Raw genomic sequence first — 25,105 nt, forward strand, 5'->3', positions numbered from 1 at the left:
CAATTTATGAAAATCTAGATGTAGAATTATTTTTTATCAACAACAAAAAGATCGTCTGCGTTTTCTGTAATAGGAACATATAGTCTTTCCCATTCTTTGCTGTTTACCATATCCCAGCTGTGTCCTACACCAGTTGTATCCTCAGCTAAAAGTATAACTCCAGGTTCGATGATGAATGTTGAGCCATCACTCACTTTGAATTTGATTTTACCTTTCAATGTGATGACGTATTGTCTTCTAGGAGCTTTGTGAGTATTTTTTTCCCATTCTTCGGTTTTATTATTTATCCAAAAGGTTGTGGTATTCATGTGTTTCAGGGTTGGGATTGTTCCTCTTTCAAAAGAACTAGTACCATCTGGGTTACTGATTAATCTTACGGCAGGGATTGCGTTTTCGGATTCTTCTACTTTTACATTCACGTTTTTATGTGCTTTTTTTTGCGCATTCATTTGAGCTGTTGCTAATAGAGATAAAGATAAGAAGATCCCTTTGATAATGTTTTTCATTGTTTTTAAAATGTATTAATGTTGTTTTGATTTATTTGATATAAGCAGTGTCGTAAACTTTCATTTTTACGAAATAAGGTTTGTATTTTGCGACAAGAGCAAGATGCTCGGGCATTTTTCCGTAGGCTTCCAAGTCCTCCAAAGAATCGAACTCCATTGTACAATTGTAGGTGAATGTTTGGTCTAATACAGCTCTGGGAGATGATTTTGCAGGTACGCCATAATGCAGGTTTTTCTGATAAGGCAATTTTGATAATCCTACAAAAAACTGCTCAAATTCTTTTACTTTTTCTGGCGGAAGAGCTGGGTCTAGCCAAAATAATAAGCTATGGAAATGGGTTACTTTTTGTTCTGATTTCATAGGTGTATTTTTTGTTGTTTGTTTCTGTGCATTCATATTTGCTGCAACTAATAGAAATAAAGACAGGAAAATTCCTCGGATAATATTTTTCATTTTTTTAATTTTAATTAAAGTCTATTCTGTATTTCAGAACAAACTGCCATTTTCTGTCTGTTACGACTGGACTGCTGTTAGCATCGGGCATGTAGATAGGACGGTTCTGTGCATCAAATGTCAATCTAGAAGACATCCCATTGAAGAGTAGAGAGATTCCTGCATCATAAGTAACAGAGTTTTCTTTCAATCCATCAAGATTTGAGATTTGAATACTTGCGGCAGGTTGCAATTGTAAAGTACTTTTAGACTTGTTGAAGTAAGGTAAAGTACCTCCAGCTTGTATGAAGTAAGTGTTACCTGTCCCTATAATTGGGAATGCATTTCCGGCACCATTCAAACTTGCTTTTGTAGCATCAACACCAGAAGCAGGACTGTTGGTTCCAACGTATCTTACATAGTTTGGTCCATAATCGTTATGCATTGCCATTGCGTAAGCTGAGAATGATGTTCCTTTTTCTTTGTTGATAGGCGTATCATAGAAAACATCCACTGCAAGATTTTTCATATCATCATTAATGACATTGCTGGAAGCATCTTTATGATACAAAGCGTCTTTCAGATAATCGAAACCGGCGCCAAGTGCAAGAACTTTTTTCTTTCCAACATAAGTTCCAGAATTGAAAGGCGATGCAATACTTTCCTTATCCAAGAATTGATATCTGAAATATCCTGTAAACTCTTTGTTAACAGAATTTTTGCTAAATGTTGCTACATTATATTTAGGGTCAGCAGAAGTATTGTTGTAAGGGTCAATAACTACCAATCGGTAATCAAATTTCCCTAATTGACCTTTCAAATATGCATTAAATTCTCTTACAGTGTAATCCAAAACTCCAGTGTTGGAAGTTGCGTAAGCTGGTAAATCAAATAATAATGTATTCAATGGTCCGGTTGTGAATCTTGATAAGCCTTTCCAAGTAGAACGTCCGATACCAAATGCAATTTTATCATTGAATTTGTATTCTCCGTAAGCATCAAGTAATTCTAATGAAGTTGCAGTTTTGGAAGCAACATTAACATTGGTAGTTCCAGCCTGCAATACAAATAATAACTTTTCTGTCGGCTGATACTGCATTTTAACTCTTATTCTTCTAAGAGAAAGGTCGGAAACCGAATTTTCTGGTTGGCTGTTGACAAGACTTCCTGGGTTCAGCTGTGTATATCTTGCCCAAAGTTCTGCATAACCACTGAATGAGATATACCTTGTATGCTCGTCATTAAGATAATGGGTTAAAAGAGGGTTTTTGAAATCATTAGTTTTCTCTGCTTTTTGAGCTTTTACAAAAGCAGTTGGAGCTAATGTTAAGATGGATAAACCAATGATTTGAGTTAATTTTCTATTCATGACTTTCTGAATTATGCCTTATCAGATAAGGTTTTTAATTGTTCTTGTTTGGTGATGCAAAGTTAGATTGGGATGCTTTCAAAGACTATTAGAAAACTATTAGAGTTTTTTTAGAAAACCATTAACAAGATTTGATATTTTTGATTTAAATTGTTTTAATTCAGGTGGTTGAGGCTTTTGTGATTGAGTTTTAAATAAAGATGAAATTGGTTGAGGTTCTAACATCATCATATTATGTTGTAATTTTGAAGCGTAATCATCACAAAAATTTTCTATGAAGCTATTAATAGTTGAAGATAATGCTAGGGTTTCCGGTCTTTTGAAAAGAGGGTTGGAAAATCAAGGTTATCAGATTTATATTTCGGAAGATGCAGAAGAAGCTCTATTGATATTGAAGCGCGTCAAATTTGACCTTGTTATCACAGATATTATGCTTCATAAGATGGATGGATTGGAACTGAGTAAAAAAATAAAAAAGAATTACGAAGATTTGCCAATCATAATGTTGACAGCTCTTGGAACGATTGATGAAAAGATAGAAGGTTTTGATGCTGGAGCCGATGATTATATGGTAAAACCTTTTGAATTGCGCGAGCTCTATGCAAGAATCAAAGCTGTTTTGCAAAGAAGAGGATTAACTCATAACCTTCCGAAAAAAGAATTTCTTACTTACCGGAATTTGAAAATCAATGAAAATACCAAAAGTGTTTTTCGAGATGATATTGAGATCAGCTTGACTCCAAAAGAATTCAAATTGCTACATTTTATGATGGAAAATCCAGAAAGACTTTTAACAAGAGACGAGATTGCAGAAAGTGTTTGGGGGAATAATTTTGATACAGGAACCAATTATATCGATGTTTACATCACTTATCTCAGAAAAAAAATTGATAAAAATTTCGAGGAAAAACTCATCCATACCAAATCCGGAATGGGATTTATTCTAACTTATAACTTATGAGATTAGCTACCAGAACAGCTTTAGCGTATGCGATATTGACAGCGAGTATCTTGTTGGTGTTTACTTACATCATCTATTTTATTTCGGAAAAAAACAGACAAGACGAGTTTTTTGATAGGTTGGATTACAAAATTATTTGGAGAGCAGAGTTTATTTTCGACGCTAAGATGCAGGATTCTTTGATAAGAAAACTACATCAGAAAAATCAAAAACTACTCAACGAAGCAGAAATCAGTGTTTATGATTCTAAGGGTAAACTTTTGTTTTCTGATTTTGATATCGAATTGGGAAACCCCAAGATTCTTTCAAAAATCAATAAAAAAGACAGGTTGAAATGGAGTAGTGGTGATTTGCAATATTTAGGAATTGTGTATTCTTATAATGATCAGGATTTTTACATGATTGGACGAGCCAAAGATGTTACAGGGATGGAGCATATCAAAACCTTCAAAAAGAATGTCATTATTGCGTATGTTCTTTCTGTTATAGTTATTTTTATCATAGGTTTTATTTTTTCCAATTATACCATCAGACCGCTCAAATATATCATTAGTCAAATTCAGGATATTTCTGAGCATAACTTGAATAAGCGGCTTGAGCTTCCAAAAACCAAGGATGAGTTGTACGATTTGAGTAAGTCATTTAACTCTACGCTTAATAGGTTGGAGAAGAGTTTTAATAATCATAGGAATTTTGTAAGTACCATTTCGCACGAGTTTCGGACGCCATTATCTATTTTGATAACAGAATTGGAATTGGCGAAAGAACTTAACAAAACCATAGACGATTATAAGATATCAATTGATAATGCCTTGGAAGATGCTAACAGAGCTTCAGAACTTTCGTCTGCGTTGCTAGATTTTGCAAGAGCGAGTTACGATATTTCTCAAATTAATCTCAAAACCATCAGAGTAGATGAGGTTTTAGTAGATGCAAAACTGAATGTTATTAACAAAAACGGACAATATAGAGTAGCTATTCAATATGATAATGATGTGACGTCAGAATCTAGTTTTTTTGATATGAAAGGTAATCCTTATCTATTGCAGGTTGCATTTGTGAATTTGATAGAAAATGCCTGCAAATATTCTCGGGATAATACTTGTAATGTTAAGATTTCTAATGACGACAAAACTATTCAATTACATTTTAGTGATAACGGAGCAGGTATTGACTCCGAAGATATTCCTCATATTTTTGATTTATTTTTCCGAGGAAAGAACAAAAAAAGTGAAAAAGGAAATGGAGTAGGTTTATCTATTGTTCATCAGATTATTACGATTCATAATGGTGCAATTGATGTAAAATCGAAGTTGGGAAAAGGTTCTGTTTTTTTAGTTTCTTTACCTTTAGAAATATAGACGGGATTTATTTTGTAAGTTGTCAATTAGGAATTAAATTTGTTCTTGATACAATTATAAAATGAAAATCCTGCACACCGCCGATTGGCATCTTGGAAAACGTCTCGAAAATTTTTCCCGATTAGAAGAGCAAAAACTAGTTATGAAAGAACTGGTTGAGATTGTTGATTCCGAAAATATAGATTTGGTTTTGGTTGCTGGAGATTTGTTTGATAATTTCAATCCATCAACCGAAGCTGTAGAATTGTTTTACAAAACTTTGAAACAATTGTCCAAAAATGGTGAACGTCCAGTTATCGCCATTGCAGGAAACCACGATTCACCAGATAGAATTGATGCTCCAAACCCACTCGCAAAAGAATGCGGGATTATTCTCATCGGTCATCTAAATGCCGAGGTTCCGATTTTTGAACTTGAACACTTTAAAATAATTAATACTGATAAAGGATTTATTGAACTAAAATTAAATCAATTCGATTACCCGATTCGAATTCTTCACACGGCTTACGCCAATGAAATTAGATTAAAAGAGTACCTCGGCGGAGACAACAAAGAAATCGCTCTGAATCAAATTCTAAAAGAAAATTGGCAAAATATTGCTGAAAATTATTGTGATGAAAATGGCGTGAATGTGCTGCTTACTCATCTTTTTATGATGAAAAAAGGAATGCCAAAACCCGAAGAACCAGAAGGCGAAAAACCGATTATGATTGGCAACGCAGATTTGATTTATTCTGAGATTATTCCTGAGCAGATTCAATATTCTGCGTTGGGACATTTGCATAATTATCAAAATATTGGAACGACTGAGAAACCTGTTGTTTACTCATCATCGTCGCTTTGTTATAGTTTTTCCGAAGCTGGACAAAAGAAATCTGTGACAATTATCGAAGCCAAACCGAATCAAAATGTCAGTCTTAAAAATATTCCTTTAACTCAAGGAAAAACATTATTTCGAAAAACATTTAATAACGTTGATAGAGCTGTTGATTGGCTTAAGGAAAACCAAGATTGCTTGATAGAATTAACTTTGGAAAGCGATACTTTTTTAAAAGCTGAAGACCGAAAATTACTCTATCAGACGCACAATGGTATTATTCATCTGATTCCAAAATTGACGAATAATATTGCTGATTTAAGTCAAGCGGATATTAGTATCAATCTAAATCAGGATATTCAGGATTTGTTCAAAGATTATTTCAAATCGAAAAATCAAAATCAGGAACCTAATGATGAATTGTTGTCAATTTTCAAAGAGATAATTTAAAATGAAATGGCTTCGAGAGCCTCAGCCTGACAATTTCTCAAACACACAAAACCTCAAACTTTCCAACTCAAAAAATGCTTCCAATAAAACTTACCATAGAAGGACTCTATTCTTACCAAACCCGTCAAATAATCGATTTTTCTGAACTGACTCAAGCTGGTTTGTTCGGGATTTTTGGTTCTGTTGGTTCTGGAAAATCCTCGATTCTAGAAGCTGTGAGTTTTGCGCTTTATGGCGAGACTGAAAGGATGAATAGCAAAGACAGCCGGGCTTATAATATGATGAATCTCCGCAGTAACAGGTCTTTCATCGAGTTTGATTTTCAGAATTATGAGAACAGAAAGTTTCGTGCTGTGCGAGAATTTAAAAGGAATTCCAAACGTTTTGATAAAGTTGAAATCTCTAATTCTATTTTCTACGAAGAAAAAAATGGAGAATGGATTCCAATGGAAAACACCAATGCCTCGGAAATTCTGGGTTTGAGTTATGATAATTTTAAGCGCACGATTATCATTCCGCAAGGTCAGTTTAAGGAGTTTTTGGAGTTGGGAGCAAGAGACAGAACGCAGATGATGAAGGAGATTTTTGGACTTCACAAATATGATTTGCAGGATAAAGTCTCTGAATTGTCTAGAAGTAATGACGTATTTTTGGCTGAATTAAAAGGGAAACTGGGAACTTTTGAAGAAGTTTCTGAGGAATTGATTCATCGAAAAAGAGATGAAGCTGGCCTTTCAAAAATGAATTTTGAGAAAGAAAAAGAAATTCATAACCAACTTGAAACTCAATTTCAAAAGCTTAAAAATCTTAAAACTGATTCTGATAATCTTAAAATCAAAGAATCTGAATTTCAAATTAAGGAAAATGAGAATGAAAAATTTCAAAAACTTGAACAAGATTTGGAGGTTTTTGAAAACGCAGAACGGATTTTCAAATCTTTGTTGACGGAGCAAAAACGTTTGTCAATAGAGATTTCTAAGAATGTAAAAGTTCAGGAATTAACAAAGGTTGAATTTGATTCGCTTTCTGAAAATTTGAACAACTTAAAAAAGAATATTTCGAATTTAGAAAACGATTTTAATCAACTTGAAAATAGCAAGCAAAAAGCGGTTGAATTATTGAGCATTTCGAAGGTTTTAGATTTTGAAATTCAGAAAAATTTGTTGTTAGAAAGAATTGGAAAAGGCGAAGAAACCATTTCAAATTCTAAAAATAGAGAAATCGAGATTCAGAAAAATATTGATTCTGAAATTAATAATATATCTGATTTAAAATCGAAAAAAACAGATACAAAAATTCTGATGGAAGTTGAAAATTGGTTTCAGACTCAGAAAAATTTTCAAAATGAATTACACCAAAATCAAAAAAATATTAATTCTAAATTAGAAGAAATTGCAAGTCAAGAATCGTTACTAAATCAATTTCCCAAGAATTGGAAATCCGATTTTTCTGAAAAAATAACATCTCTGAATGAAAGAAAACTAAATCTTCAGAATCAGAAAAGTCATCTGGAATTGTCGCAAAAACTAGCAGAATTTGCTCAAAATATTGAAAGTGGAAAACCTTGTCCGCTTTGTGGCTCGATAGAACATCCAGAAATTTTGGTTTCTGAAAATGTTTCGGAATCAATGAAAAAATTGAATTCTGAAATTCTTGAAATTGAACAGGAACTTGAGAAAATCAGAATTGATGAATCTCAAGTAAGTAAAATTATTGAACTGAAGCAGGCTTTTGATAATCAGAAAGTTGAATTAGAAAATCAAAAATTAGAAACTGTGAAAAAATTGCAATTCCATTCGGAACAATTTATTTGGAAACAGTTTGATAAAGAGAATGAAAATGATTTTCAGATTCAAAAAAATCAAGCTTTGGAATTGGAAAAAAACATTTCTTCTGCGGAAAAAATTCTTGATGATAATCGGAAAATATTCGAAAATCAACAGAAAGAAACCAAACGTTTCGAAGATGCAATTGCTGAATTTAGAAATAAAAAAATCAGTTTAGAAACTTCGGTTTTCGACTTGAAAGACAGTTTGAAAGTTCTTGATTTTACAGATTTTGAAAATAGTAATTCAGAAGAAATCAAGATTGAATCTGAAACGTTATCTGAGAAAAACACTTCGGTAGAAAGTCAATATAAACAACTTCAAAAAGATCTGTTTGAAATCACTCCGAAAGTAGCTTCCAAGGAAACATTGCTTTCTCAGATTTCAAAGCAAATTGTAGAACTTCAGAAATCGGAAAAAGAAAATAATGAAAATTTAGAATCTGTTTTATCAAAATCTTCATTCAAAAATATTGAAGAAGTTGAAGTAATCTTGGCTCAAGATTTTGATGTTCAGACGATAAGAAAAGAAATTCAGGATTTTAAAATCAGTTTCAATACGTTGAAAGAAATCATCAGTTCTTTGAAATTAAAACTAAAAGAATCTGATTTTGACGAATCTAGTTTCTTGGCAAAACAAGAATTGTTTTTGAGTTCCCAAGAGAATATCTCAGAATTACAAAAACAATTGACCATTGTAGAACAACAACTTTCTGACTTGCAAAAAAGCTTTGATATAAAGAAGGAATTGATTGTCGAACAGGATAAATTGATGCTGAGAAAGAGCAATCTTGATACGCTTTTTAATCTCTTTAAAGGTTCTGGTTTTGTGCAATATGTTTCATCGATTTATCTAAAACAGCTTTGTGATAATGCCAATGTGAGATTTCATAGAATGACAAAGAATCAACTGAGTTTGCAAGTTAATGACAAAAATGAATTTGAAATTATTGATTATCTGAACGAAGGAAAAACAAGAAGCGTCAAGACTTTATCTGGCGGACAAAGTTTTCAGGTGTCGTTGAGTTTGGCTTTAGCTTTGGCGGAAAGTGTCCAGTCTCAGGCAAAATCGGATAAGAACTTTTTCTTTATTGATGAAGGTTTCGGAACGCAAGACCCGGAATCTGTGAATCTTGTTTTTGAAACATTGATGAATCTCCAAAAAGAAAACCGAATTGTCGGAATCATTTCACACGTTGAAGACCTGAAAGAGAAAATCCCAATTTCTTTGAATGTTACCAAAGATGAGGAAAATGGAAGTTTTTTGAGTTTGAGAGTGGGAGAGTTTTAGAGTTTTTTGAAACGTTCAAAACTTGAATTTTTTGCCTTTTATCTTGTTTTTCTTTCTAAATCTTTCTATTCTTCGCTAACATTGGAATCGAAATTAAGCCCATTACGAGCATAATAATGATTTGCAAAGGCAAAGTTATGAAAGAGTAGGCTAGACCTAATTCTCCGCCTTCAATCGCGTCTTTTCCCATAGAAATAAACAATGCAGTGAACCCGAATTTCATTGCAAGATTAAAAGCACCAATTCCGCCACTTGCAGGGATAATCATTCCTAATGTTCCCACAACTAAAATGAAACATCCATCAGCCGGAGTGAAATTGGAAGTTTCAGGAAGTGAAAAGCAAACCAAATAAGATGCGAAGAAATAACAAATCCAGATTCCTGCTGTCAAAAGAATGAATTTTCCTTTTTGACGAAGTTTGAAAATAGATTTTAAACCTTCGAAAATTCCTTTTCCAAAATCTATTATTTTATTATAAATGCTTAGTTTCTGTAATGATTTTCTGAAAACGAAAAATAAAATCAGAACTAAAGCAATACAACCTAAAATAATATAAAACGTATTAGAATCTGATTGGGGTTGTGTTTGTTCTTTTTGTTGAGTTGCAGATTTGTAAAAAGCAATTAATGCATCATATTTGAAAACTAATGTCAACAATGCAAAAATCCCCATACAGACCAAATCAACAACTCTTTCGAGAATAATCGTTCCAAAAGATTTGTCCACAGGTACTTTTTCTACGCCATAAAGTGCTGTTGAACGGGCAACTTCACCACTTCTGGGAATAGTCAAATTCATCAGATATCCGAAAGAAAGTGACCAAAGGGAATTACTATTGGAGATTTTGTAACCCATTGGTTCAAGAAGTAGATTCCATCTTACAGCTCGAAAAATGTAGGCTGAAACTCCGAAAACTGCTGCAAACAAAACCCAAAGATAATTGGCTTTCTGTAAAGAGTTTTTGATTTTATCAAAGTCTAATCCTCTGAGTGCAACCCAAAGAAAAACACCTGCAATTGCAATAGAAATTAAAACGGTAAGAACGTTTTTGAGTACTGTTGGTTTCTTCTCTTCCAAGATATTGTTATGTTAGAAGATTAGTTTTTTCGTCCGGAAAAACGATTTTTGGTTGGAAGTCTTTGGCTTCCTCAGGAGTCATCTGTGCGTAGGCAATGATAATGATAGTGTCGTTTTTCTGGACTTTTCTCGCAGCAGGACCATTGAGACAGATTTCGCCAGACTTTCTTTTTCCTTTGATAACATAAGTGTCAAAACGCTCACCATTGTTAACATTTACAATGTAAACTCTTTCGCCTACTATCAAACCAGCAGCCTCAATAAGGTCTTCGTCAATAGTAATACTTCCGATGTAGTCAAGATCCGATGCAGTTACACGGACTCTGTGAATTTTCGATTTAAAAACTTCGATTAACATAGGTGCAAATTTACGCTAATAAATAAAATTGGAAAAGAAGATTTTATTTTAATTAATGTTTTTTCAAAAAAACAGATTGGTTTTCGGTATTATTAATTGTTTTAAAATTGAGTTATGTTTTTATGAAATTACAAATTTGGCACGATTTTGTATAAATTGTTTGTAGTTGATGATGGATATTAGATTATTTTGAAATATTATCATCTTTAAATCGACTATTTTCGTCAAAAGTCAATTTGTTAAAAAAACAATGTTTTTGAAAAAAAGATAAACACTTCGCTATTTTTTTTAAATTTATTTGCATGATATCAAAATTGTCTTATATTTGCTATAACAACATAACTTTAATTAATAAATATTATGAACAAGTCCGAATTAATCGACGCTATTGCGAAAGATGCAGAAATCACAAAGGCTGCTGCAAAAAAAGCTTTGGAATCATTTGTTGCTAACGTAACAGAAACACTTAAGAAAAAAGACGGTAAAGTATCTCTAGTAGGATTCGGTACTTTCTCAGTGTCTGAAAGAGCTGCTAGACAAGGTATCAACCCTGCAACTAAGAAGCCAATCAAAATTGAGGCTAAAACTGTTGCTAAGTTCAAGGCTGGAGCAGATTTAGCTACTGCTGTATCTGGAGCTAAGAAAAAATAATTTGATTTGAGTTTATTCAAATAAAAAACCGTCATAAGACGGTTTTTTTGTTTTTTATTATTTAAGACTTAATCATTTTCATCATCCAATAGATGTCCAAAGTAGCTCTTTTTGGTTTTTAAGTAACCAAGGCTAGAGTCATTAGATTTGATTTGTAAAGGTATCCGGGAATTGAACTGAATCTTACTATCTTTTATGATCTGGATTTTTTCTGGATTATTGGTCATTAGATTTAGAGACTTTACATTCAATTGCTCCAACATTTCTATAGCTATTCCAAAATCTCGATCATCTGCAGGTAAACCTAGTTCTAGATTAGCTTGTACAGTATCCAAGCCTCTTTCCTGCAAAGCATAGGCTTTCAGTTTATTAATAATTCCGATATTCCTTCCTTCCTGTCTCAGGTATATGATTATACCTCCATTTTCTTGCATATATTGCATTGCAGAATTTAGTTGTTGTCCACACTCACATTTTTGTGAATGAAAAACTTCTCCAGTAATACATTCTGAATGGATTCTTACATTGACTGGTTGGCTGAGATCTGTGTTTTTAGCAATCAAAGCTATGTGAGGCATCCAGTCTTTTTCGTTTTCAGAAAAAGCCATCATTCTAAATTCCCCGAAATCTGTGGCAACGTTTGATTCTGCTTGTATTTGTAACATGAAGTGAGCGGTCGTGAAGATTAATTAGATGACATAGAAGTACCTTCTGTTCTTGATTGAGATGCTTCTAGAAGATTGATATTAGTTTTAATCTTAACCATGTATCTGTTCAAGACCTCGTCATCATCTTTTATCATAAATTTTCTCAATTTTTGAATCTTTTTATAATATCTTTCAAAAGCTTCTAAAGATTTGTGCTTGGATGATTGGTTGAAGTCGCGAACCGCACCCAGATAATCTGAAAGTGAAACTTTCAATGAAGAAACTTCTCTGTTGACCGCATCATTCCTGAATTTTGGAAATGTTGCAATCAAATTGGAAATAGAAGAGGCGTAAACTATAGCTTCCGGAGAAAGATATGCATAAGTATCTGAAACAGCACCATAATGTAACTCATCTGATGCTGCCGAACTTGTAGAACAAGAATCTATAACCGTAATTATTGTTAATATTGCTAAAAGTTTACTGAAACTTTTCATTTTTTCTGCATTTTTTGATACAGGATTGGGTTAAGACTTTCGTCGTTATACATTTTCATTTGCTTATAAAGCTTCATCTTAACTTTACCGTTTTCAATGTCAGAAAGCAATTGGTCTATTGCTGTAGAGAGATCTTTTTTCTGTTCCAAAAGTACATTTAGCTTTTGGGTACATTGTGATTTATGTTCTTCTGAAGCGTCTTCACGAGATGCCTCTATAGACATGTGATATATTTTCAAAGATAAAATCGAAAATCTATCTATACACCAAGCTGGAGTTTCGCTATTGATTCTTGCGTCTTTATTAGGAGTAATATTTTCGAAGCTTTTATAAAACCAAAAATCAATTTGTTCTACCAAATCTGTTCTTTTTTGATTCAGTTTGTCAATTCTTCTTTTGATTTTTAAAGCTTCTGAAGGATCTATATCTTCTTCTCTGATAATATCTTCCAAGTGCCATTGAACGGTATCAATCCAATTCTTAGAATACAAAATCCATTCCAAACTATTAGCTTGGAATGGATTGATTTCTTCAGAATTAACATCGTCATTAATATGATAATCATTAACCGATTGGTTAAAAATTTCCCAAGATTTTTCTGTTAAGCTCATTAATAATTCTTATTGGTTTTGGTCATTAGTTGTAGAAGAATTATCTTTCTTCTTGTTGTCATCTTCTTTTACAGCGTCTTTAAACTCTTTGATGCCAGAACCTAGACCCTTCATTAATTCAGGTATTTTTTTTCCTCCGAATAATAAAAGCAAAATCAAAGCAACGATTAATATATGTTGCCAAGATAGACTTAATATAACTGTTGATATTATCATCTTAATTTTTTTGCAAAGTTAAATTATTTTTTAATACGAAACCCAACCTAATGGATCTACTGGGGTTTGTCCATTCCATATCTGGAAGTCTAAAGTTACAGAATCATCAAAATCTGTTCCTACTTCTCCTATAAGAGTTCCAGCAGATACTTGTTGATTAGCTTTAACAAGCGTACTAGACAAATTTGAATAGATTGTAAAATAATTTCCATGTTTTACAAAAACAGTACGGCTGCCATTGATTACTTGGATAGTAGATACTACACCAGGGAAAACACATCTTGCTTTTGTTCCCGGTGATACCGCAATTTTAATTCCGGAATTATCCTCAATAATATTTTTGAAAACAGGGTGTGGTTGTCTACCAAACTTATGCGTTACTGTTCCTCTTTCAACAGGAAAACTAATCCTTCCTTTATTTTCTGCAAAATTATTACCTACAACCGATCCTACACCATAACTTTTCATTACCTTTTTCTCTGCTTCTTCTTTTGCATCTTCGTTCTTTTTGTTTATAGCATCTTCATTAGCTTTTGCTGTAGCCAATCTATCAGCTTTTTCTTTTGCTAATGCAGCTGCTTCTCTTGATGCTTTTTCCGCAGCCGATTTTCTCTCAGCCGTTTTGTTGGATTCTGCTAATTTTCTTTCTTCTTCAGCTCTTCTAGCAGAAAGTTCTGCTGCTTTTTTAGCTTCTGCTTCCGCCCTTTTTCTTTCTGCTTCAGCCGCCGCTATTTTAGCTCTATTTTCTGCTTCTATTCTTTCTTTTTCTTTTTTAGCAGCAATCTCCGCTAACCTTTTTCTTTCCGCTTCCGCTTTTTTCTCAGCTTCTTCTTTTGCTTTAGCAAGTCGTATTTCTTCAGCAATAATATTGGCAATCTGTCTTTGGAGTTCTTTCTGCTGAGTTTGCTTTTGTCTTAGTTCAGCAGTTAGTTTAGATTCATTTTTCTTGAACTCATTCAACAGATCCTGTTTTTGTTGTCTCTCGATTTCTATTGTAGCAAGATCTTTTTTCTGGGAAATTAGAAGGTTGTCCTTTTCTGAAACAGATCTTTTCTTGAGAGCAATGTTTTTCTTGATTTCGTTAGCTTTATTGGATATCTCAGCCGCTTTTTTGTCTTGATATTCTGAGTATCTTTTCAAATATTCTATCCTAGTCAAAGCTTCTCCCATATTTTTGGAAGAAAGAATGAAAGTTACTTTGTTTTGAACGCCTTTTGTTTTGTAAGCTTTTACAAGAATTTCAGCATAATTTTTTCTAAGAACTTCCAGCTCGCGATTGTTTTTATTGATTTCCAACTGACGTTTGTATATATCGTCTTCTATATATCTTTTTTCTTTCTGAGTGTTGTTGTAAACCTTCTCACGCAGTGTGAGTTTTAGATTTACAGCATTAAGATATGCAATGGAAAGTTTGGATTCTTTTTTGGTTTGGCTCAAAGTCGTATTGAGGGAAGAAATTTGCTTCTTCAAATCAGCATTTTGTTTTTGCAAAACCTCTTTGTCTTTCTGAGGGTTTTGTCCAAATACGCTTCCGAAAAGGATGATACTTATAAAAAAACTTAATTTCTTAATCATTTAATCTCTGTCTTTTTGTAATTGGCAGGAACGGAATAAGTAGTTTCCATCCGGGAAAAATCAAATTTCGTATTTTCTAATAATATTTCGTCTGTTTTATCGGCTTTTATAATTATTTTAACACTTTTTGGAAAGCTTTCATTATTGAGAATTTCTCGGTTAGAATAAGTAATATCAAGCTGATTGTTATTGCCAATGTTTGTTAATAAAACATGATTCAAATTCAACTCTTGGTCGTAATCCAATGATATCTTGTACTCGGTAGTTTTTCCATTTTCGGTGATTTTTTGAGTTTGTTTTGAAGTCAAATTAAAACCGTTGGCGTTTTGTGTCAAATAGTAATCATTATCTGAAACTGGGATGAATGTCTTTCCTAAAAGAAGATTCTGCAAAGCATTATAATCGATAAAATTAACATTCAAAAGCTTGTTGAGATAGCCAAAATCAGAATCGATGTAAGTTTTATCCAATTTATAATAACCTTTGATCCCTTCTGGAGTTGCAACACCTCTTGCAGCAGGGATAAATACTGCTACAAGATTCATCCATACTTTTTTACCATTTTCTATATAAATAACAGCATCTAAAGTTGGGATGAAAGAACCTGTTTTTGCATCTATTTTACTATTGATTTTAACAGCATCAAAATTGGATTTTTTTTCTATTGATGAGAAAAATTGGGCGTTGTTATCAATTGCTTTAGTCGTACTGACTGTATTATTTTGAGTCGTTTTCTTTTGAACACTACAAGAAGTGAAAGCTAGTGCAGAAAGTATAGTTAAAATATATGGTTTCATAAACTCTTTTTAAGGAAAGTCTAACAATATTAACGCCAAAAATAGGCTAATATTTTCAGATTGGTATCTAAAAAAAACTTTGCCAAAGTAATATACCTTGACAAAGCTGATATGTTATTAATTAGAAATTAATCTTTAGAAACGAAATCTAAAACTGAATAATCTCCCAAAGAAATCTCTCTTGCAACACCAAAGTACTTTGCAGAGTTTCCGATCATAGAATTACTTAAGTTTCCGTGGTCTATGATTGTGTTTTCCTGGATCAAAGAGTTATCAATATTTGAATTAATAATAACTGTGTTATTTCCAAGAGAAACATTTGGACCTATTTTGGAATTTAAAATTTTCACATTTTCACCAATGAAACAAGGTGGGATAATCATACAGTTTTCAATTACTGCAGACTCAGGATATTTTGCCATGCATTCCTTTTCGTACTCCAAGATTTTGCTATTGGTCTCAACTGTTGCTGTTTTGTTTCCACAGTCCATCCAATCGTCAACTTTCCCAAGAGAGAATTTAGCACCTTTAGCTCGAAGGTTTTCCAAAGCTGTTGTTAATTGATATTCGCCACCATCAGTAATATTATTTTCCATAATATAATCAATCTCGGCCATCAATTTTTCAGCAGAATTGAAGTAATAGATTCCTATAATCGCAAGGTCAGATACAAACTCTTTTGGTTTTTCTACAAAATCTGTAATGAAACCATAATCATCCAATTTTACAACACCGAAAGCAGATGGGTCATCTACTTTCTTAACCCAAATCACACCATCAGCATTGGTGTCAAGATGAAAATCTGCACGGAATAATGTGTCAGCAAATGCAATGATTACACGACCACTCATACTTTCTCTTGCACAATTGATTGCGTGAGCCGTTCCTAGTGGCTCGGTCTGAGCATAGATGGTTCCTTTTGCACCAAGGTTTTCAGCTACTTTTATTAGAGAAGCTTCTACTTCTGGCCCGAAATCACCAATGATGAAAGCAATTTCTTCGATTGGTTCATTTGCAACCTTTGCGATGTCTTCTACCAATCTTTGGACAATTGGTTTTCCGGCAATAGGAATGAGAGGTTTGGGAACTGTTAATGTGTGTGGTCTTAGTCTGGATCCGCGTCCAGCCATTGGAACTATTATTTTCATAACTTTTAGTTTGTATGTTGGTCGTTAGTTTGGTTTATAATTAGTTTGAGTTGTTATTTTATTCCAATTTTATTAAGGATTTTCTTAGGAATTAACTTTTCCTTTCTTAGCAAGAAGGTTGCCAAAATTAGAAATATAAGATTACCCAACCAAATGTTTTCTTTTAAATATTGATAACACACAAGCGATATCAACATAGTTATCAGAATAACAAGAGAATTTTTGTAAATATTGTAAGGAACTGGATATTTACATTGTCCCCAAATGTAGGATATCACCATCATTGTGAAATAACTCGCAATAGTCGCCCAAGTTGAAGCCCAATATCCATATTTTGGTATAAAATAAAAATTAATCAGAATTGTAATCAATACTCCAATTGCTGAAATATATGCTCCGATAATCGTTTTATCCGTCAACTTATACCAAATAGAAAGATTGAGATAAATTCCCAAAAATAAACTGGCGAAGAATAAAATCGGAAGGATTCCAATGCCTTCATAATATTCAGGATTGTTGATGTAAACTTTTGCAATCCAATCGAGATTGACTGATAAGAATAGAACTATTAAACAATTGATAGCAATGAAAATATCCATTAATTTGACATACATTTCTTTAGCATTTTCCTTTTTAGAATTACTGAAGAAAAATGGTTCTATTCCCAATGAATAGGCTTGTCTAAACAATATTACAAAAGTCACAACTTTGGCAACGCCTCCATAGATTCCTAATTGATGTCTTGCAATTTCTTCTGGTAAAAGGAATTTCAAAAATTGTCTGTCAAATGTTTCATTAATGATTCCAGCCAAACCTGCAATGGTAATCGGCCAGGAATATTTTATCATTTTTTTCCAAAGTTCCAAAGAGAAATATTTGATTCTTGCTATGAAAAGCTCTTTTGACAACATCAAAAAGGTAATTAAACTTGCAACCAGATTCGCTACAAAAACATAACCAATTCCAAATTCTGAACTGTATTTTAAACCGAAAAGTCCATCTGGATATTTTGGAAGAATAATGATGAAAAATACAACCAAAAGGAAGTTAACAATTCCGTTTGTAATTCTGATACCTGCATATTTTAACGGTCTCTCATTTTTTCTCAGCATTACAAAAGGCATCGCGCAAAAAGCATCCAAAGCCAAAGTCACAGTTAAGATTGCCAACAAGTCAACTTGATCTGGTGTTTTGAAAGCTTCCGCCAATGGTTGTCTATAAAATAATGTGAAAAATAGATAAACCAAAGTCACCGCCAAAACACTGAAAAATGAGGTTGAAATCAGCTTTCTATCATCTTTTTCGTCCAATGCAAAACGGAAGAAGGTGGTTTCCATTCCGTGAGTTAAAAGCACAGCGATAACACCTGCTACAGAATAAAAATCAGCAAAAGGAGAATAGGCTGTTGGTCCAAAAGTTCTCGTAATAATTGGATTGATAACGAATGGGAAAAGTCTGATAATCACAGTCGTTAATCCATAAAGAGCGGTTTGTCCGAGAAGTTTCTTCATTTTGATTTCAGTTCGAAAATTTTTGCAAAATTAATTGATTCTGTCAAAATCCAATTTTATTTCTTCGGTTTGTTGGTCATATAGAAGGTCAGTTTTCCACCATTCATAATATCCTGATGTTTGATAGTAAAATCTTTTAGTGCTTGTCCATTCAGTTCGATTTTTTCGATATAAACATTTTTATCAGACTGATTTTTAGCTTCGATTTCAAATGACTTTCCGTTTTCAAGATTCAAAGTTGCATTCTTCACACTTGGACTTCCAATCGAATATTCATCAGAACCCGGCGAAACAGGATAGAAACCTAAACTACTGAAAATATACCACGCACTCATTTGTCCGCAGTCATCATTTCCACCTAATCCATCAGGTTTTGCTTTGTATTGCATTGTCAGGATTTTTCGGATTTGAGCCTGAGTTTTCCAAGGTTGTCCTGCAAAATTGTAAAGATAAGCAACGTGATGCGCAGGTTCGTTTCCGTGAACATAACCGCCGATAATTCCTTCACGAGTAATGTCTTCCGTATCCGCAAAAAATTCGTCAGGCAAATGCATTGTGAATAATTGGTCAAGATTGTCTCCAAATTTCTTTTTTCCGCCCATTGCATCAATCAAACCATTTGGATTGTGAGGAACGAAGAAACTGTAATTCCAAGAATTTCCTTCAATAAAACCTTGTCCGTGCGTACTCAGCAAATCAAATTCTTTTTTGAAACTTCCATCAGACAATCTCGGTCTCATAAAACCAATTGATTTATCGAAGACATTTTTCCAGTTTTCTGAACGTTTTATATATTCATTATAGATTTCAGTTTTGCCTAATTTCTTAGCGATTTGAGCAATTGCCCAATCATCATAAGCATATTCTAAAGTGTTGGAAACTGATGTTCCATTTTTTTCTGCGGAGATGTAGCCTTTGTCAACATATTCGCCGATTCCTTCGTAGTTTCGTTTGTTGGAAGTTGCGATACAAGCTTGCAAAGCTTCTTCGGGATTTCCTGTAAATGTGTTTTTAATAATGGCGTCAGCAATCAAAGAAACCGAATGATAACCGCTCATACACCAGTTTTCATTAGCATAATGCGACCAAACCGGCAACATTTTCAAACTGAATTGGTCATAATGTGCTAACATAGATTTTACCATATCATCATTCCTTTTTGGTTGGATGATATTGAAAAACGGATGCAAAGCTCGATAAGTATCCCAAAGTGAAAATGTGGTGTAATTAGTAAAATCTTTAGCTTGATGAATATTCTGGTCAAGACCTTTATACTCGCCATTGCTATCCATATAAGTTGTCGGATTGATGAAAGTGTGATACATTGCTGTGTAAAAATTCACTTTATCATCTTCATTTAATGTATTGACAACTATTTTATTAAGTTCTTTATTCCAATCATTTTGAGCCTGATTTTTTACACTTTCAAAATTCCAATCTGGCGTTTCTTTTTGTAAATTTTCCAAAGCATTGGCTTGACTAACAGGCGAAAGTGCAAATTTGATTTGAACTTTTTCATTTTCTTGAGTATCGAAATCAAAATGCATTCTGATTTTCTTTCCTGCAATTTCCGGGAAATTCTCATCCTGATTCCATTTTCTCCAGAAACCTCTGTAAGCTTGTTTGGTATCAAAGTTTTTCTGGCCATAAGATTTGAAAGGCTTCGAAAATTCCATTGCAAAATAAACCGTTCTGGTTCTTGCCCAGCCGTTGGTTTGTCTGTAGCCTGTGATCCTGTGGTCGTTTTCAATCCTCACGTAAGTCCAGACATTCTTGTCGTTATAATTGTAAATTCCGGACATCAAATCCAAAATAATATGTGCGTCATCAGCTTTTGGAAAAGTATATTGATGAAATCCAACTCTTGTTGTTGCTGTTAATTCTGCTAAAATATTAGAATCATCGAGTTTCACTCTATAATATCCCGCTTCTGCTTTTTCGTTTTGATGAGAAAATCTAGAACGGAATCCACTTTCAGGATTTTGCGCAGTTCCGGGATTTAATTTTACTTTTCCAACTGTTGGCATTATCAAAAAATCTCCCAAATCCGAATGTCCTGTTCCACTGAAATGTGTGTGTGAAAATCCGACAATGGTTTTGTCTTCATAACGATAACCTGCACAATATTTATAAACATCGGGATTGTATTTTCCATTGATCTCGTAAGATAAAGTATCGGTTTCAGGACTCAATTGAACAGCTCCAAAAGGAACAGTCGCACCGGGAAAAGTATGTCCCATTTTTTCGGTTCCGATAATTGGGTTGACATATTTTGCAAGGTTCTGTATTTTTTGAGAATTGAATAATGAAGTAAATAGAACAAATAAAATCGCAATGTGGTTTTTCGAAAACATTCTAGGAATTTTGAAGCAATTTAATCAAATATTAATTATGATTGTATTAATCTCAACCACATAGATACATAGAAATATTTTAAATTTTAATTAGAAAAAATAGAATTAGAAAAAATAGAATTTGAAACTTTTTAATCTATGTGCCTACGTGGTTTAATTTTATCGATTCAAAAACTTAATTTTGTTTCTATCTAAAAAAGTAAAATGAAAATCCTAATAAAAAATGCCCAAATCGTCAATGAAGGAAAGATTATCCAAAGCGATATTCTCATCGAAAACGATTTGATTTCTAAAATTCAATCCAATATTTCCGAAGAAGCAGACCAGATTATAGATGCTTCCGGAAAATATCTTTTGCCAGGAGTGATTGATGATCAGGTTCATTTTCGCGAACCAGGTTTAACTCATAAAGGCGACATCGAATCTGAATCCCGTTCTGCAATCGCGGGTGGAACGACAAGTTTTATTGAACAGCCAAACACAGTTCCAAATGCAGTAACTCAGGAATTGTTGGCTGATAAATATGAAATCGCTTCCAAAAAATCATTTGCCAATTACGGTTTTATGATGGGTGGAACCAATGATAATCTTGAAGAAGTTTTAAAAACAAACCCAAGAAATGTTCCCGGAATTAAACTGTTTTTAGGTTCATCAACAGGAAATATGCTGGTTGATAATCCAGAAACTTTGGAAAATATTTTCAGTAATACCAAAATGTTAATTGCCGTTCATTGCGAAGATGAAGCTACAATCAGAGCCAATACCCAAAAATATCTGGATGAATATGGCGAAGATATTCCGGTGAAATTCCATCATTTAATAAGAAGCGAAGAAGCTTGTTATAAATCTTCCTCAAAAGCCATTGAATTAGCAAAGAAAACAGGAGCGAGACTTCACGTTTTCCATTTGTCGACGGCAATTGAAACGGAGCTTTTCAGAAATGACATTCCTTTAAAAGACAAAAAAATAACGGCGGAAGTTTGTGTTCATCATTTGACATTTACAAATGAAGATTACGAAACAAAAAGCGGATTAATCAAATGGAATCCAGCCGTAAAAACGCAAAAAGACAAAGACGGACTTTGGGAAGCGTTGTTGGATGACAGAATCGATGTGATTGCGACCGACCACGCACCACATACTTGGGAGGAAAAACAAAATGTTTACACAAAATGTCCTTCTGGAGCACCTTTGGTACAGCATTCTTTGGTAGTGATGTTGGAGAACTTTAAAAACGGGAAAATTTCATTGGAAAGAATCGTTGAAAAAATGGCTCACAATCCTGCGATTTTGTTCAGAATTGAAAAAAGAGGCTTCATTAGAGAAGGTTATAAAGCTGATTTGGTTTTGGTTGATTTAAATCAAAACTGGACAGTTGAAAAAGAAAATATCCTTTACAAATGTGGTTGGAGTCCGCTCGAAGGAACTGAATTTCATTCAAAAGTCACTCATACTTTTGTCAACGGAAATTTGGTTTACGAAAACGGAAAAATCAATGAAGAAAAATTCGGAGAGCGTTTGCTTTTTGAAGTGGAAGAATAAATGATAAGAAAGCGGACTTCGATTCGCTTTTTATTTTAAAATAATGTGTTCGTATTTCTCGCATAACTTTTGTTAATCCTCAACACAAAAAAAAATCTAAATTTACCACAAGCACAAATCCATAAAATTTAATTATGAATTTATATACACAACCAATGTTGCGTGAAGACGCACTAAAAGATAAAGTCGCTATCGTTACGGGTGGTGGAAGTGGTCTTGGAAAGGCAATGACCAGATATTTTCTCCAGTTGGGAGCAAAAGTCGTTATCACTTCCAGAAACTTGGAAAAACTTCAGGGAACGGCTAAAGAATTAGAAGATGAAACTGGTGGAAAAGTACTTTGCGTTGCTTGCGATGTGCGAAATTGGGAAGAAGTGGAAGCGATGAAAGAAGCGGCTTTGAAAGAATTCGGGAGAATTGACATTCTTTTGAATAATGCGGCAGGAAATTTTATTTCACCAACCGAAAGATTGACGCATTCTGCTTTTGATTCAATCTTAGATATTGTTTTGAAGGGAACTAAAAACTGTACATTGTCCATTGGTAAATATTGGATTGATAATAAAGTTCAAGGAACAGTTCTCAATATCGTAACGACTTATGCTTGGACAGGTTCTGCTTATGTTGTTCCATCGGCTTGTGCAAAAGCGGGTGTTTTGGCAATGACAAGAAGTTTGGCTGTAGAATGGGCAAAATACGGAATCCGTTTCAACGCCATTGCGCCGGGACCATTTCCAACAAAAGGAGCTTGGGACAGATTACTACCGGGGGATTTGCAGGAGAAATTTGATATGAGAAAAAAAGTACCGTTGAGAAGAGTAGGAGAACACCAGGAATTAGCGAATCTTGCAGCTTATTTGGTTTCTGATTATTCAGCTTATATGAATGGCGAAGTCGTAACTATTGATGGTGGAGAGTGGCTTCAAGGCGCTGGCGAATTCAATATGCTGGAAGATATTCCTCAGGAAATGTGGGATATGTTGGAAGCAATGATTAAGGCAAAGAAATCGAATTGATTTAAAAATAAACAATAATTAGTCTCAAGTTTGTAACAAATTTGAGATTTTTTTTACCTATTTTTAAATGTTATAAATCTTTTTACCTAATGAAATTGAAATTCCCTAATTTGATTTCTGCTATTGCGATATTTGCTTTTGTAGGCAATTCATACGCGCAGGAATCTCCAAAGTATGATTACACAGAAGCCTTTAAACCGTTTTTCTATCCGCAAACCGGAACCGAAACCCGTTCTGCAAGCGGACAACCAGGACACAAATATTGGCAGAATTCGGCAGATTATCAATTGAATGTCAGCCTTAATGAAGCAAACAATGAATTGACAGGTTCAGCAGAAATTACTTACACGAATAACAGTCCTGACCAGTTGAGTTTTCTTTGGCTTCAACTCGACCAAAATCTTTTTGCTAAGGATTCCAGAGGTAATGCAGTTGTTCCATTATCCGGAAGCAGAAATGGAGCTCACGGAGAAACTTTTGACGGTGGTTATAAAATCAAATCTGTAAAATATGACGGGAAAGATGTAAAATATACTGTTACCGATACAAGAATGCAGATTGACCTTCCAAATGATTTGAAAGCTAACGGAGGTGTTGCAAAATTGAAAATTGAATATTCTTTCTTATCTCCAAAATATGGTTCTGACAGAATGGGAGTTGAAGATACCAAGAATGGGAAAATCTTTACATTGGCGCAATGGTATCCGAGAATGTGTGTGTATGATGATGTAATGGGATGGAATACACTTCCTTATCTTGGAGCTTCAGAATTTTATTTAGAATACGGAACTTTATCAGCTAATATTACTGTTCCGGCTAATCATTACGTTGTGGCTTCAGGGGAATTATTAAACGAGAAAGAAGTTTATTCTAAAGAAGAAATCAACCGTTGGAACTCTGCAAGAAGCAGTGAAAAAACAGTGATGATTCATCCGGAATCTGAATTAGGTAAAGGAAATAATTCAGGTACAAAAACTTGGAAATTTAAAATTGAAAAAGCGAGAGATTTTGCTTGGGCTTCTTCGGCAGCTTTCATTATTGACGCAGCGAGAATCAATCTTCCAAGTGGTAAAAAATCTTTAGCAATCTCCGCTTACCCTGTGGAAAGTGCAGGTGACAAAGCTTGGGGGCGCTCAACTGAATATACAAAAGCCTCCATCGAACATTACTCAGGAAAATGGTTCGAATATCCTTATCCTGCTGCAACCAATGTTGCCGGAAATGAAGGTGGAATGGAATATCCTGGAATTGTTTTCTGCCACAGAAATTCTAAAGGAGAAAGTCTTTGGGGGGTGACTGACCACGAATTCGGACACACTTGGTTCCCAATGATTGTTGGTTCTAATGAAAGAGTTTTTGCTTGGATGGACGAAGGTTTTAATACATTTATTAATGAACTTTCGACGGAAGCTTTCAACAAAGGTGAGTATTACAAAAAACAAGATATTGGCAAAATTGGACCATTTGTTCAGAGTGATAATTTTGAGCAAATAATGGTTGGTCCGGACAATATGAAGGAAAGAAGTATTGGAGTTTTGGCTTATTTCAAACCGGGAGTTGGATTGGGAATCTTGAGAGAAACGATTCTTGGACCTGAAAAATTTGATAAAGCTTTTAAAACTTATGTTCACAGATGGGCTTTCAAACATCCTACGCCTTGGGATTTCTTCCACACAATGGAAAATGTTTCCGGTGAAGAGCTGAACTGGTTCTGGAGAGGTTGGTTTATGAACAAATGGAAAGTTGACCAAGCGGTGAAAAACGTAAAACCTGTGAATGGAGATTTCAAAAATGGAACTCAAATCACAGTTGAAAACATTGGACAATTACCAATGCCAACAACGGTTCTTGTAACCTTTAAAGATGGAACTACTCAAACGATGAAATTACCGGTTGAAGTTTGGAAACGTAATACAGAATGGACTTTCCAAATCGATTCTACAAAAGAAGTGACTAATGTAAAATTGGACCCGCAATCCATTGTTCCAGATATCAATCCTAAGAATAATGCTTGGCCTAATTAAGACTATTTAAGATAATAGACTAATAGATAATAGAAAAACGCTCCCGATTATTGGAGCGTTTTTTTAT

Annotated in this window: 22 protein-coding genes; 8 read left to right on the forward strand and 14 right to left on the reverse strand. The window is 33.9% G+C overall.

The features are described 5' to 3' along the window. Nucleotides 1-26: 26 nt before the first annotated feature. Genes RTY06_RS06595 through RTY06_RS06605 form a run of 3 tightly spaced genes read right to left on the reverse strand, consistent with a single transcriptional unit; the run spans nucleotide 27 to nucleotide 2,308 of the window. Nucleotides 27-506 (reverse strand): hypothetical protein, encoded by a 480-nt coding sequence (locus tag RTY06_RS06595; RefSeq protein ID WP_312823705.1) that lies wholly within the window; start codon nucleotides 504-506, stop codon nucleotides 27-29. Between the two features lie 31 nt (nucleotides 507-537). Then, nucleotides 538-960, reverse strand: coding sequence for a Dabb family protein (locus RTY06_RS06600; protein WP_312823707.1), 423 nt, complete (start codon nucleotides 958-960; stop codon nucleotides 538-540). Nucleotides 961-970: 10 nt separating this feature from the next. After that, nucleotides 971-2,308 (reverse strand): hypothetical protein, encoded by a 1,338-nt coding sequence (locus RTY06_RS06605; protein ID WP_312823709.1) that lies wholly within the window; start codon nucleotides 2,306-2,308, stop codon nucleotides 971-973. 274 nt (nucleotides 2,309-2,582) lie between these two features. Between RTY06_RS06605 and RTY06_RS06610 the strand changes: the two genes are divergently transcribed. The 4 genes from RTY06_RS06610 (at nucleotide 2,583) to RTY06_RS06625 (ending at nucleotide 9,013) form a co-directional block, all read left to right on the forward strand. Next, nucleotides 2,583-3,269 (forward strand): response regulator transcription factor, encoded by a 687-nt coding sequence (locus RTY06_RS06610; protein ID WP_312823710.1) that lies wholly within the window; start codon nucleotides 2,583-2,585, stop codon nucleotides 3,267-3,269. Beyond that, nucleotides 3,266-4,630: a HAMP domain-containing sensor histidine kinase gene (locus RTY06_RS06615; RefSeq protein WP_312823711.1), complete on the forward strand. Its 1,365-nt coding sequence runs from the start codon at nucleotides 3,266-3,268 to the stop codon at nucleotides 4,628-4,630. The genes RTY06_RS06610 and RTY06_RS06615 overlap by 4 nt, the downstream gene beginning before the upstream one ends. 61 nt (nucleotides 4,631-4,691) lie before the next feature. Further along, entirely contained in the window at nucleotides 4,692-5,897 is a 1,206-nt protein-coding gene (locus tag RTY06_RS06620; protein ID WP_312823714.1) for an exonuclease subunit SbcD, read from the forward strand. 74 nt (nucleotides 5,898-5,971) lie between these two features. Next, nucleotides 5,972-9,013 (forward strand): SMC family ATPase, encoded by a 3,042-nt coding sequence (locus RTY06_RS06625; protein WP_312823716.1) that lies wholly within the window; start codon nucleotides 5,972-5,974, stop codon nucleotides 9,011-9,013. A gap of 55 nt (nucleotides 9,014-9,068) precedes the next feature. Here RTY06_RS06625 and RTY06_RS06630 read toward each other — a convergent pair whose 3' ends face one another. Together RTY06_RS06630 and panD are read right to left on the reverse strand one after the other, a co-directional pair. Continuing rightward, nucleotides 9,069-10,094 (reverse strand): lysylphosphatidylglycerol synthase transmembrane domain-containing protein, encoded by a 1,026-nt coding sequence (locus tag RTY06_RS06630; RefSeq protein ID WP_409450832.1) that lies wholly within the window; start codon nucleotides 10,092-10,094, stop codon nucleotides 9,069-9,071. Nucleotides 10,095-10,098: 4 nt separating this feature from the next. Then, nucleotides 10,099-10,449: an aspartate 1-decarboxylase gene (gene panD / locus RTY06_RS06635; protein ID WP_116035234.1), complete on the reverse strand. Its 351-nt coding sequence runs from the start codon at nucleotides 10,447-10,449 to the stop codon at nucleotides 10,099-10,101. A 360-nt stretch (nucleotides 10,450-10,809) separates the two neighbouring features. Between panD and RTY06_RS06640 the strand changes: the two genes are divergently transcribed. Next, nucleotides 10,810-11,100, forward strand: a complete 291-nt coding sequence (locus tag RTY06_RS06640; protein WP_116035236.1) for an HU family DNA-binding protein — start codon at nucleotides 10,810-10,812, stop codon at nucleotides 11,098-11,100. A 68-nt stretch (nucleotides 11,101-11,168) separates the two neighbouring features. On the opposite strand, the gene ribA is transcribed toward RTY06_RS06640, so the two are convergent. The 9 genes from ribA to RTY06_RS06685 all read right to left on the reverse strand — a co-directional run bounded on the left by ribA (nucleotide 11,169) and on the right by RTY06_RS06685 (nucleotide 20,456). Then, nucleotides 11,169-11,765, reverse strand: coding sequence for a GTP cyclohydrolase II (ribA, locus tag RTY06_RS06645; RefSeq protein WP_312823725.1), 597 nt, complete (start codon nucleotides 11,763-11,765; stop codon nucleotides 11,169-11,171). Between the two features lie 20 nt (nucleotides 11,766-11,785). Further along, the gene (locus tag RTY06_RS06650) at nucleotides 11,786-12,244 is read right to left on the reverse strand and encodes a hypothetical protein (RefSeq protein ID WP_312823727.1); all 459 of its coding nucleotides are present in this window, start codon (nucleotides 12,242-12,244) and stop codon (nucleotides 11,786-11,788) included. Further along, complete coding sequence (locus tag RTY06_RS06655) at nucleotides 12,241-12,855, reverse strand: DUF4254 domain-containing protein (protein ID WP_312823729.1); 615 nt, start codon at nucleotides 12,853-12,855, stop codon at nucleotides 12,241-12,243. Before RTY06_RS06655 ends, RTY06_RS06650 begins: the two co-directional genes overlap by 4 nt. 9 nt (nucleotides 12,856-12,864) lie before the next feature. Then, complete coding sequence (gene tatA / locus RTY06_RS06660; RefSeq protein ID WP_312823731.1) at nucleotides 12,865-13,071, reverse strand: twin-arginine translocase TatA/TatE family subunit; 207 nt, start codon at nucleotides 13,069-13,071, stop codon at nucleotides 12,865-12,867. Between the two features lie 30 nt (nucleotides 13,072-13,101). After that, nucleotides 13,102-14,646 carry a peptidoglycan DD-metalloendopeptidase family protein gene (locus RTY06_RS06665; protein WP_312823733.1) on the reverse strand — a complete coding sequence of 515 codons (1,545 nt, stop codon included), beginning with the start codon at nucleotides 14,644-14,646 and terminating at the stop codon, nucleotides 13,102-13,104. Next, a complete protein-coding gene (locus tag RTY06_RS06670; RefSeq protein ID WP_312823734.1) occupies nucleotides 14,643-15,443 on the reverse strand; it encodes a DUF4292 domain-containing protein in 801 nt (266 codons plus the stop codon). The genes RTY06_RS06665 and RTY06_RS06670 overlap by 4 nt, the downstream gene beginning before the upstream one ends. A 128-nt stretch (nucleotides 15,444-15,571) precedes the next feature. Then, the gene (locus RTY06_RS06675; RefSeq protein WP_312823735.1) at nucleotides 15,572-16,591 is read right to left on the reverse strand and encodes a sugar phosphate nucleotidyltransferase; all 1,020 of its coding nucleotides are present in this window, start codon (nucleotides 16,589-16,591) and stop codon (nucleotides 15,572-15,574) included. Nucleotides 16,592-16,644: 53 nt separating this feature from the next. Beyond that, a complete protein-coding gene (locus RTY06_RS06680) occupies nucleotides 16,645-18,102 on the reverse strand; it encodes an oligosaccharide flippase family protein (protein ID WP_312823736.1) in 1,458 nt (485 codons plus the stop codon). Between the two features lie 56 nt (nucleotides 18,103-18,158). Next, nucleotides 18,159-20,456 carry a GH92 family glycosyl hydrolase gene (locus tag RTY06_RS06685; protein WP_312823737.1) on the reverse strand — a complete coding sequence of 766 codons (2,298 nt, stop codon included), beginning with the start codon at nucleotides 20,454-20,456 and terminating at the stop codon, nucleotides 18,159-18,161. Nucleotides 20,457-20,660: 204 nt separating this feature from the next. Between RTY06_RS06685 and RTY06_RS06690 the strand changes: the two genes are divergently transcribed. From RTY06_RS06690 to RTY06_RS06700, 3 genes are all read left to right on the forward strand, one after another. Next, a complete protein-coding gene (locus RTY06_RS06690; protein ID WP_312823739.1) occupies nucleotides 20,661-21,998 on the forward strand; it encodes a dihydroorotase in 1,338 nt (445 codons plus the stop codon). A gap of 134 nt (nucleotides 21,999-22,132) precedes the next feature. After that, nucleotides 22,133-23,014 carry an SDR family oxidoreductase gene (locus RTY06_RS06695; protein ID WP_312823741.1) on the forward strand — a complete coding sequence of 294 codons (882 nt, stop codon included), beginning with the start codon at nucleotides 22,133-22,135 and terminating at the stop codon, nucleotides 23,012-23,014. 89 nt (nucleotides 23,015-23,103) lie between these two features. Beyond that, the gene (locus tag RTY06_RS06700; RefSeq protein ID WP_312823743.1) at nucleotides 23,104-25,038 is read left to right on the forward strand and encodes a M1 family aminopeptidase; all 1,935 of its coding nucleotides are present in this window, start codon (nucleotides 23,104-23,106) and stop codon (nucleotides 25,036-25,038) included. The last annotated feature ends 67 nt before the right edge of the window (nucleotides 25,039-25,105 follow it).

It is taken from the genome of Epilithonimonas sp., assembly GCF_032055105.1.
Classification (GTDB): Bacteria; Bacteroidota; Bacteroidia; order Flavobacteriales; family Weeksellaceae; genus Epilithonimonas.

Coding starts and splice junctions, on each gene's coding strand:
- panD (WP_116035234.1), bottom strand. CDS start 10,449: ATGTTAATCGAAGTTTTTAAATCGAAAATTCACAGAGTCCGTGTAACT.
- RTY06_RS06600 (WP_312823707.1), bottom strand. CDS start 960: ATGAAAAATATTATCCGAGGAATTTTCCTGTCTTTATTTCTATTAGTT.
- RTY06_RS06675 (WP_312823735.1), bottom strand. CDS start 16,591: ATGAAAATAATAGTTCCAATGGCTGGACGCGGATCCAGACTAAGACCA.
- RTY06_RS06640 (WP_116035236.1), top strand. CDS start 10,810: ATGAACAAGTCCGAATTAATCGACGCTATTGCGAAAGATGCAGAAATC.
- RTY06_RS06665 (WP_312823733.1), bottom strand. CDS start 14,646: ATGATTAAGAAATTAAGTTTTTTTATAAGTATCATCCTTTTCGGAAGC.
- tatA (WP_312823731.1), bottom strand. CDS start 13,071: ATGATAATATCAACAGTTATATTAAGTCTATCTTGGCAACATATATTA.
- RTY06_RS06620 (WP_312823714.1), top strand. CDS start 4,692: ATGAAAATCCTGCACACCGCCGATTGGCATCTTGGAAAACGTCTCGAA.
- RTY06_RS06610 (WP_312823710.1), top strand. CDS start 2,583: ATGAAGCTATTAATAGTTGAAGATAATGCTAGGGTTTCCGGTCTTTTG.
- RTY06_RS06650 (WP_312823727.1), bottom strand. CDS start 12,244: ATGAAAAGTTTCAGTAAACTTTTAGCAATATTAACAATAATTACGGTT.
- RTY06_RS06595 (WP_312823705.1), bottom strand. CDS start 506: ATGAAAAACATTATCAAAGGGATCTTCTTATCTTTATCTCTATTAGCA.
- RTY06_RS06615 (WP_312823711.1), top strand. CDS start 3,266: ATGAGATTAGCTACCAGAACAGCTTTAGCGTATGCGATATTGACAGCG.
- RTY06_RS06690 (WP_312823739.1), top strand. CDS start 20,661: ATGAAAATCCTAATAAAAAATGCCCAAATCGTCAATGAAGGAAAGATT.
- RTY06_RS06680 (WP_312823736.1), bottom strand. CDS start 18,102: ATGAAGAAACTTCTCGGACAAACCGCTCTTTATGGATTAACGACTGTG.
- RTY06_RS06625 (WP_312823716.1), top strand. CDS start 5,972: ATGCTTCCAATAAAACTTACCATAGAAGGACTCTATTCTTACCAAACC.
- RTY06_RS06685 (WP_312823737.1), bottom strand. CDS start 20,456: ATGTTTTCGAAAAACCACATTGCGATTTTATTTGTTCTATTTACTTCA.
- RTY06_RS06695 (WP_312823741.1), top strand. CDS start 22,133: ATGAATTTATATACACAACCAATGTTGCGTGAAGACGCACTAAAAGAT.
- RTY06_RS06670 (WP_312823734.1), bottom strand. CDS start 15,443: ATGAAACCATATATTTTAACTATACTTTCTGCACTAGCTTTCACTTCT.
- RTY06_RS06605 (WP_312823709.1), bottom strand. CDS start 2,308: ATGAATAGAAAATTAACTCAAATCATTGGTTTATCCATCTTAACATTA.
- RTY06_RS06655 (WP_312823729.1), bottom strand. CDS start 12,855: ATGAGCTTAACAGAAAAATCTTGGGAAATTTTTAACCAATCGGTTAAT.
- ribA (WP_312823725.1), bottom strand. CDS start 11,765: ATGTTACAAATACAAGCAGAATCAAACGTTGCCACAGATTTCGGGGAA.
- RTY06_RS06700 (WP_312823743.1), top strand. CDS start 23,104: ATGAAATTGAAATTCCCTAATTTGATTTCTGCTATTGCGATATTTGCT.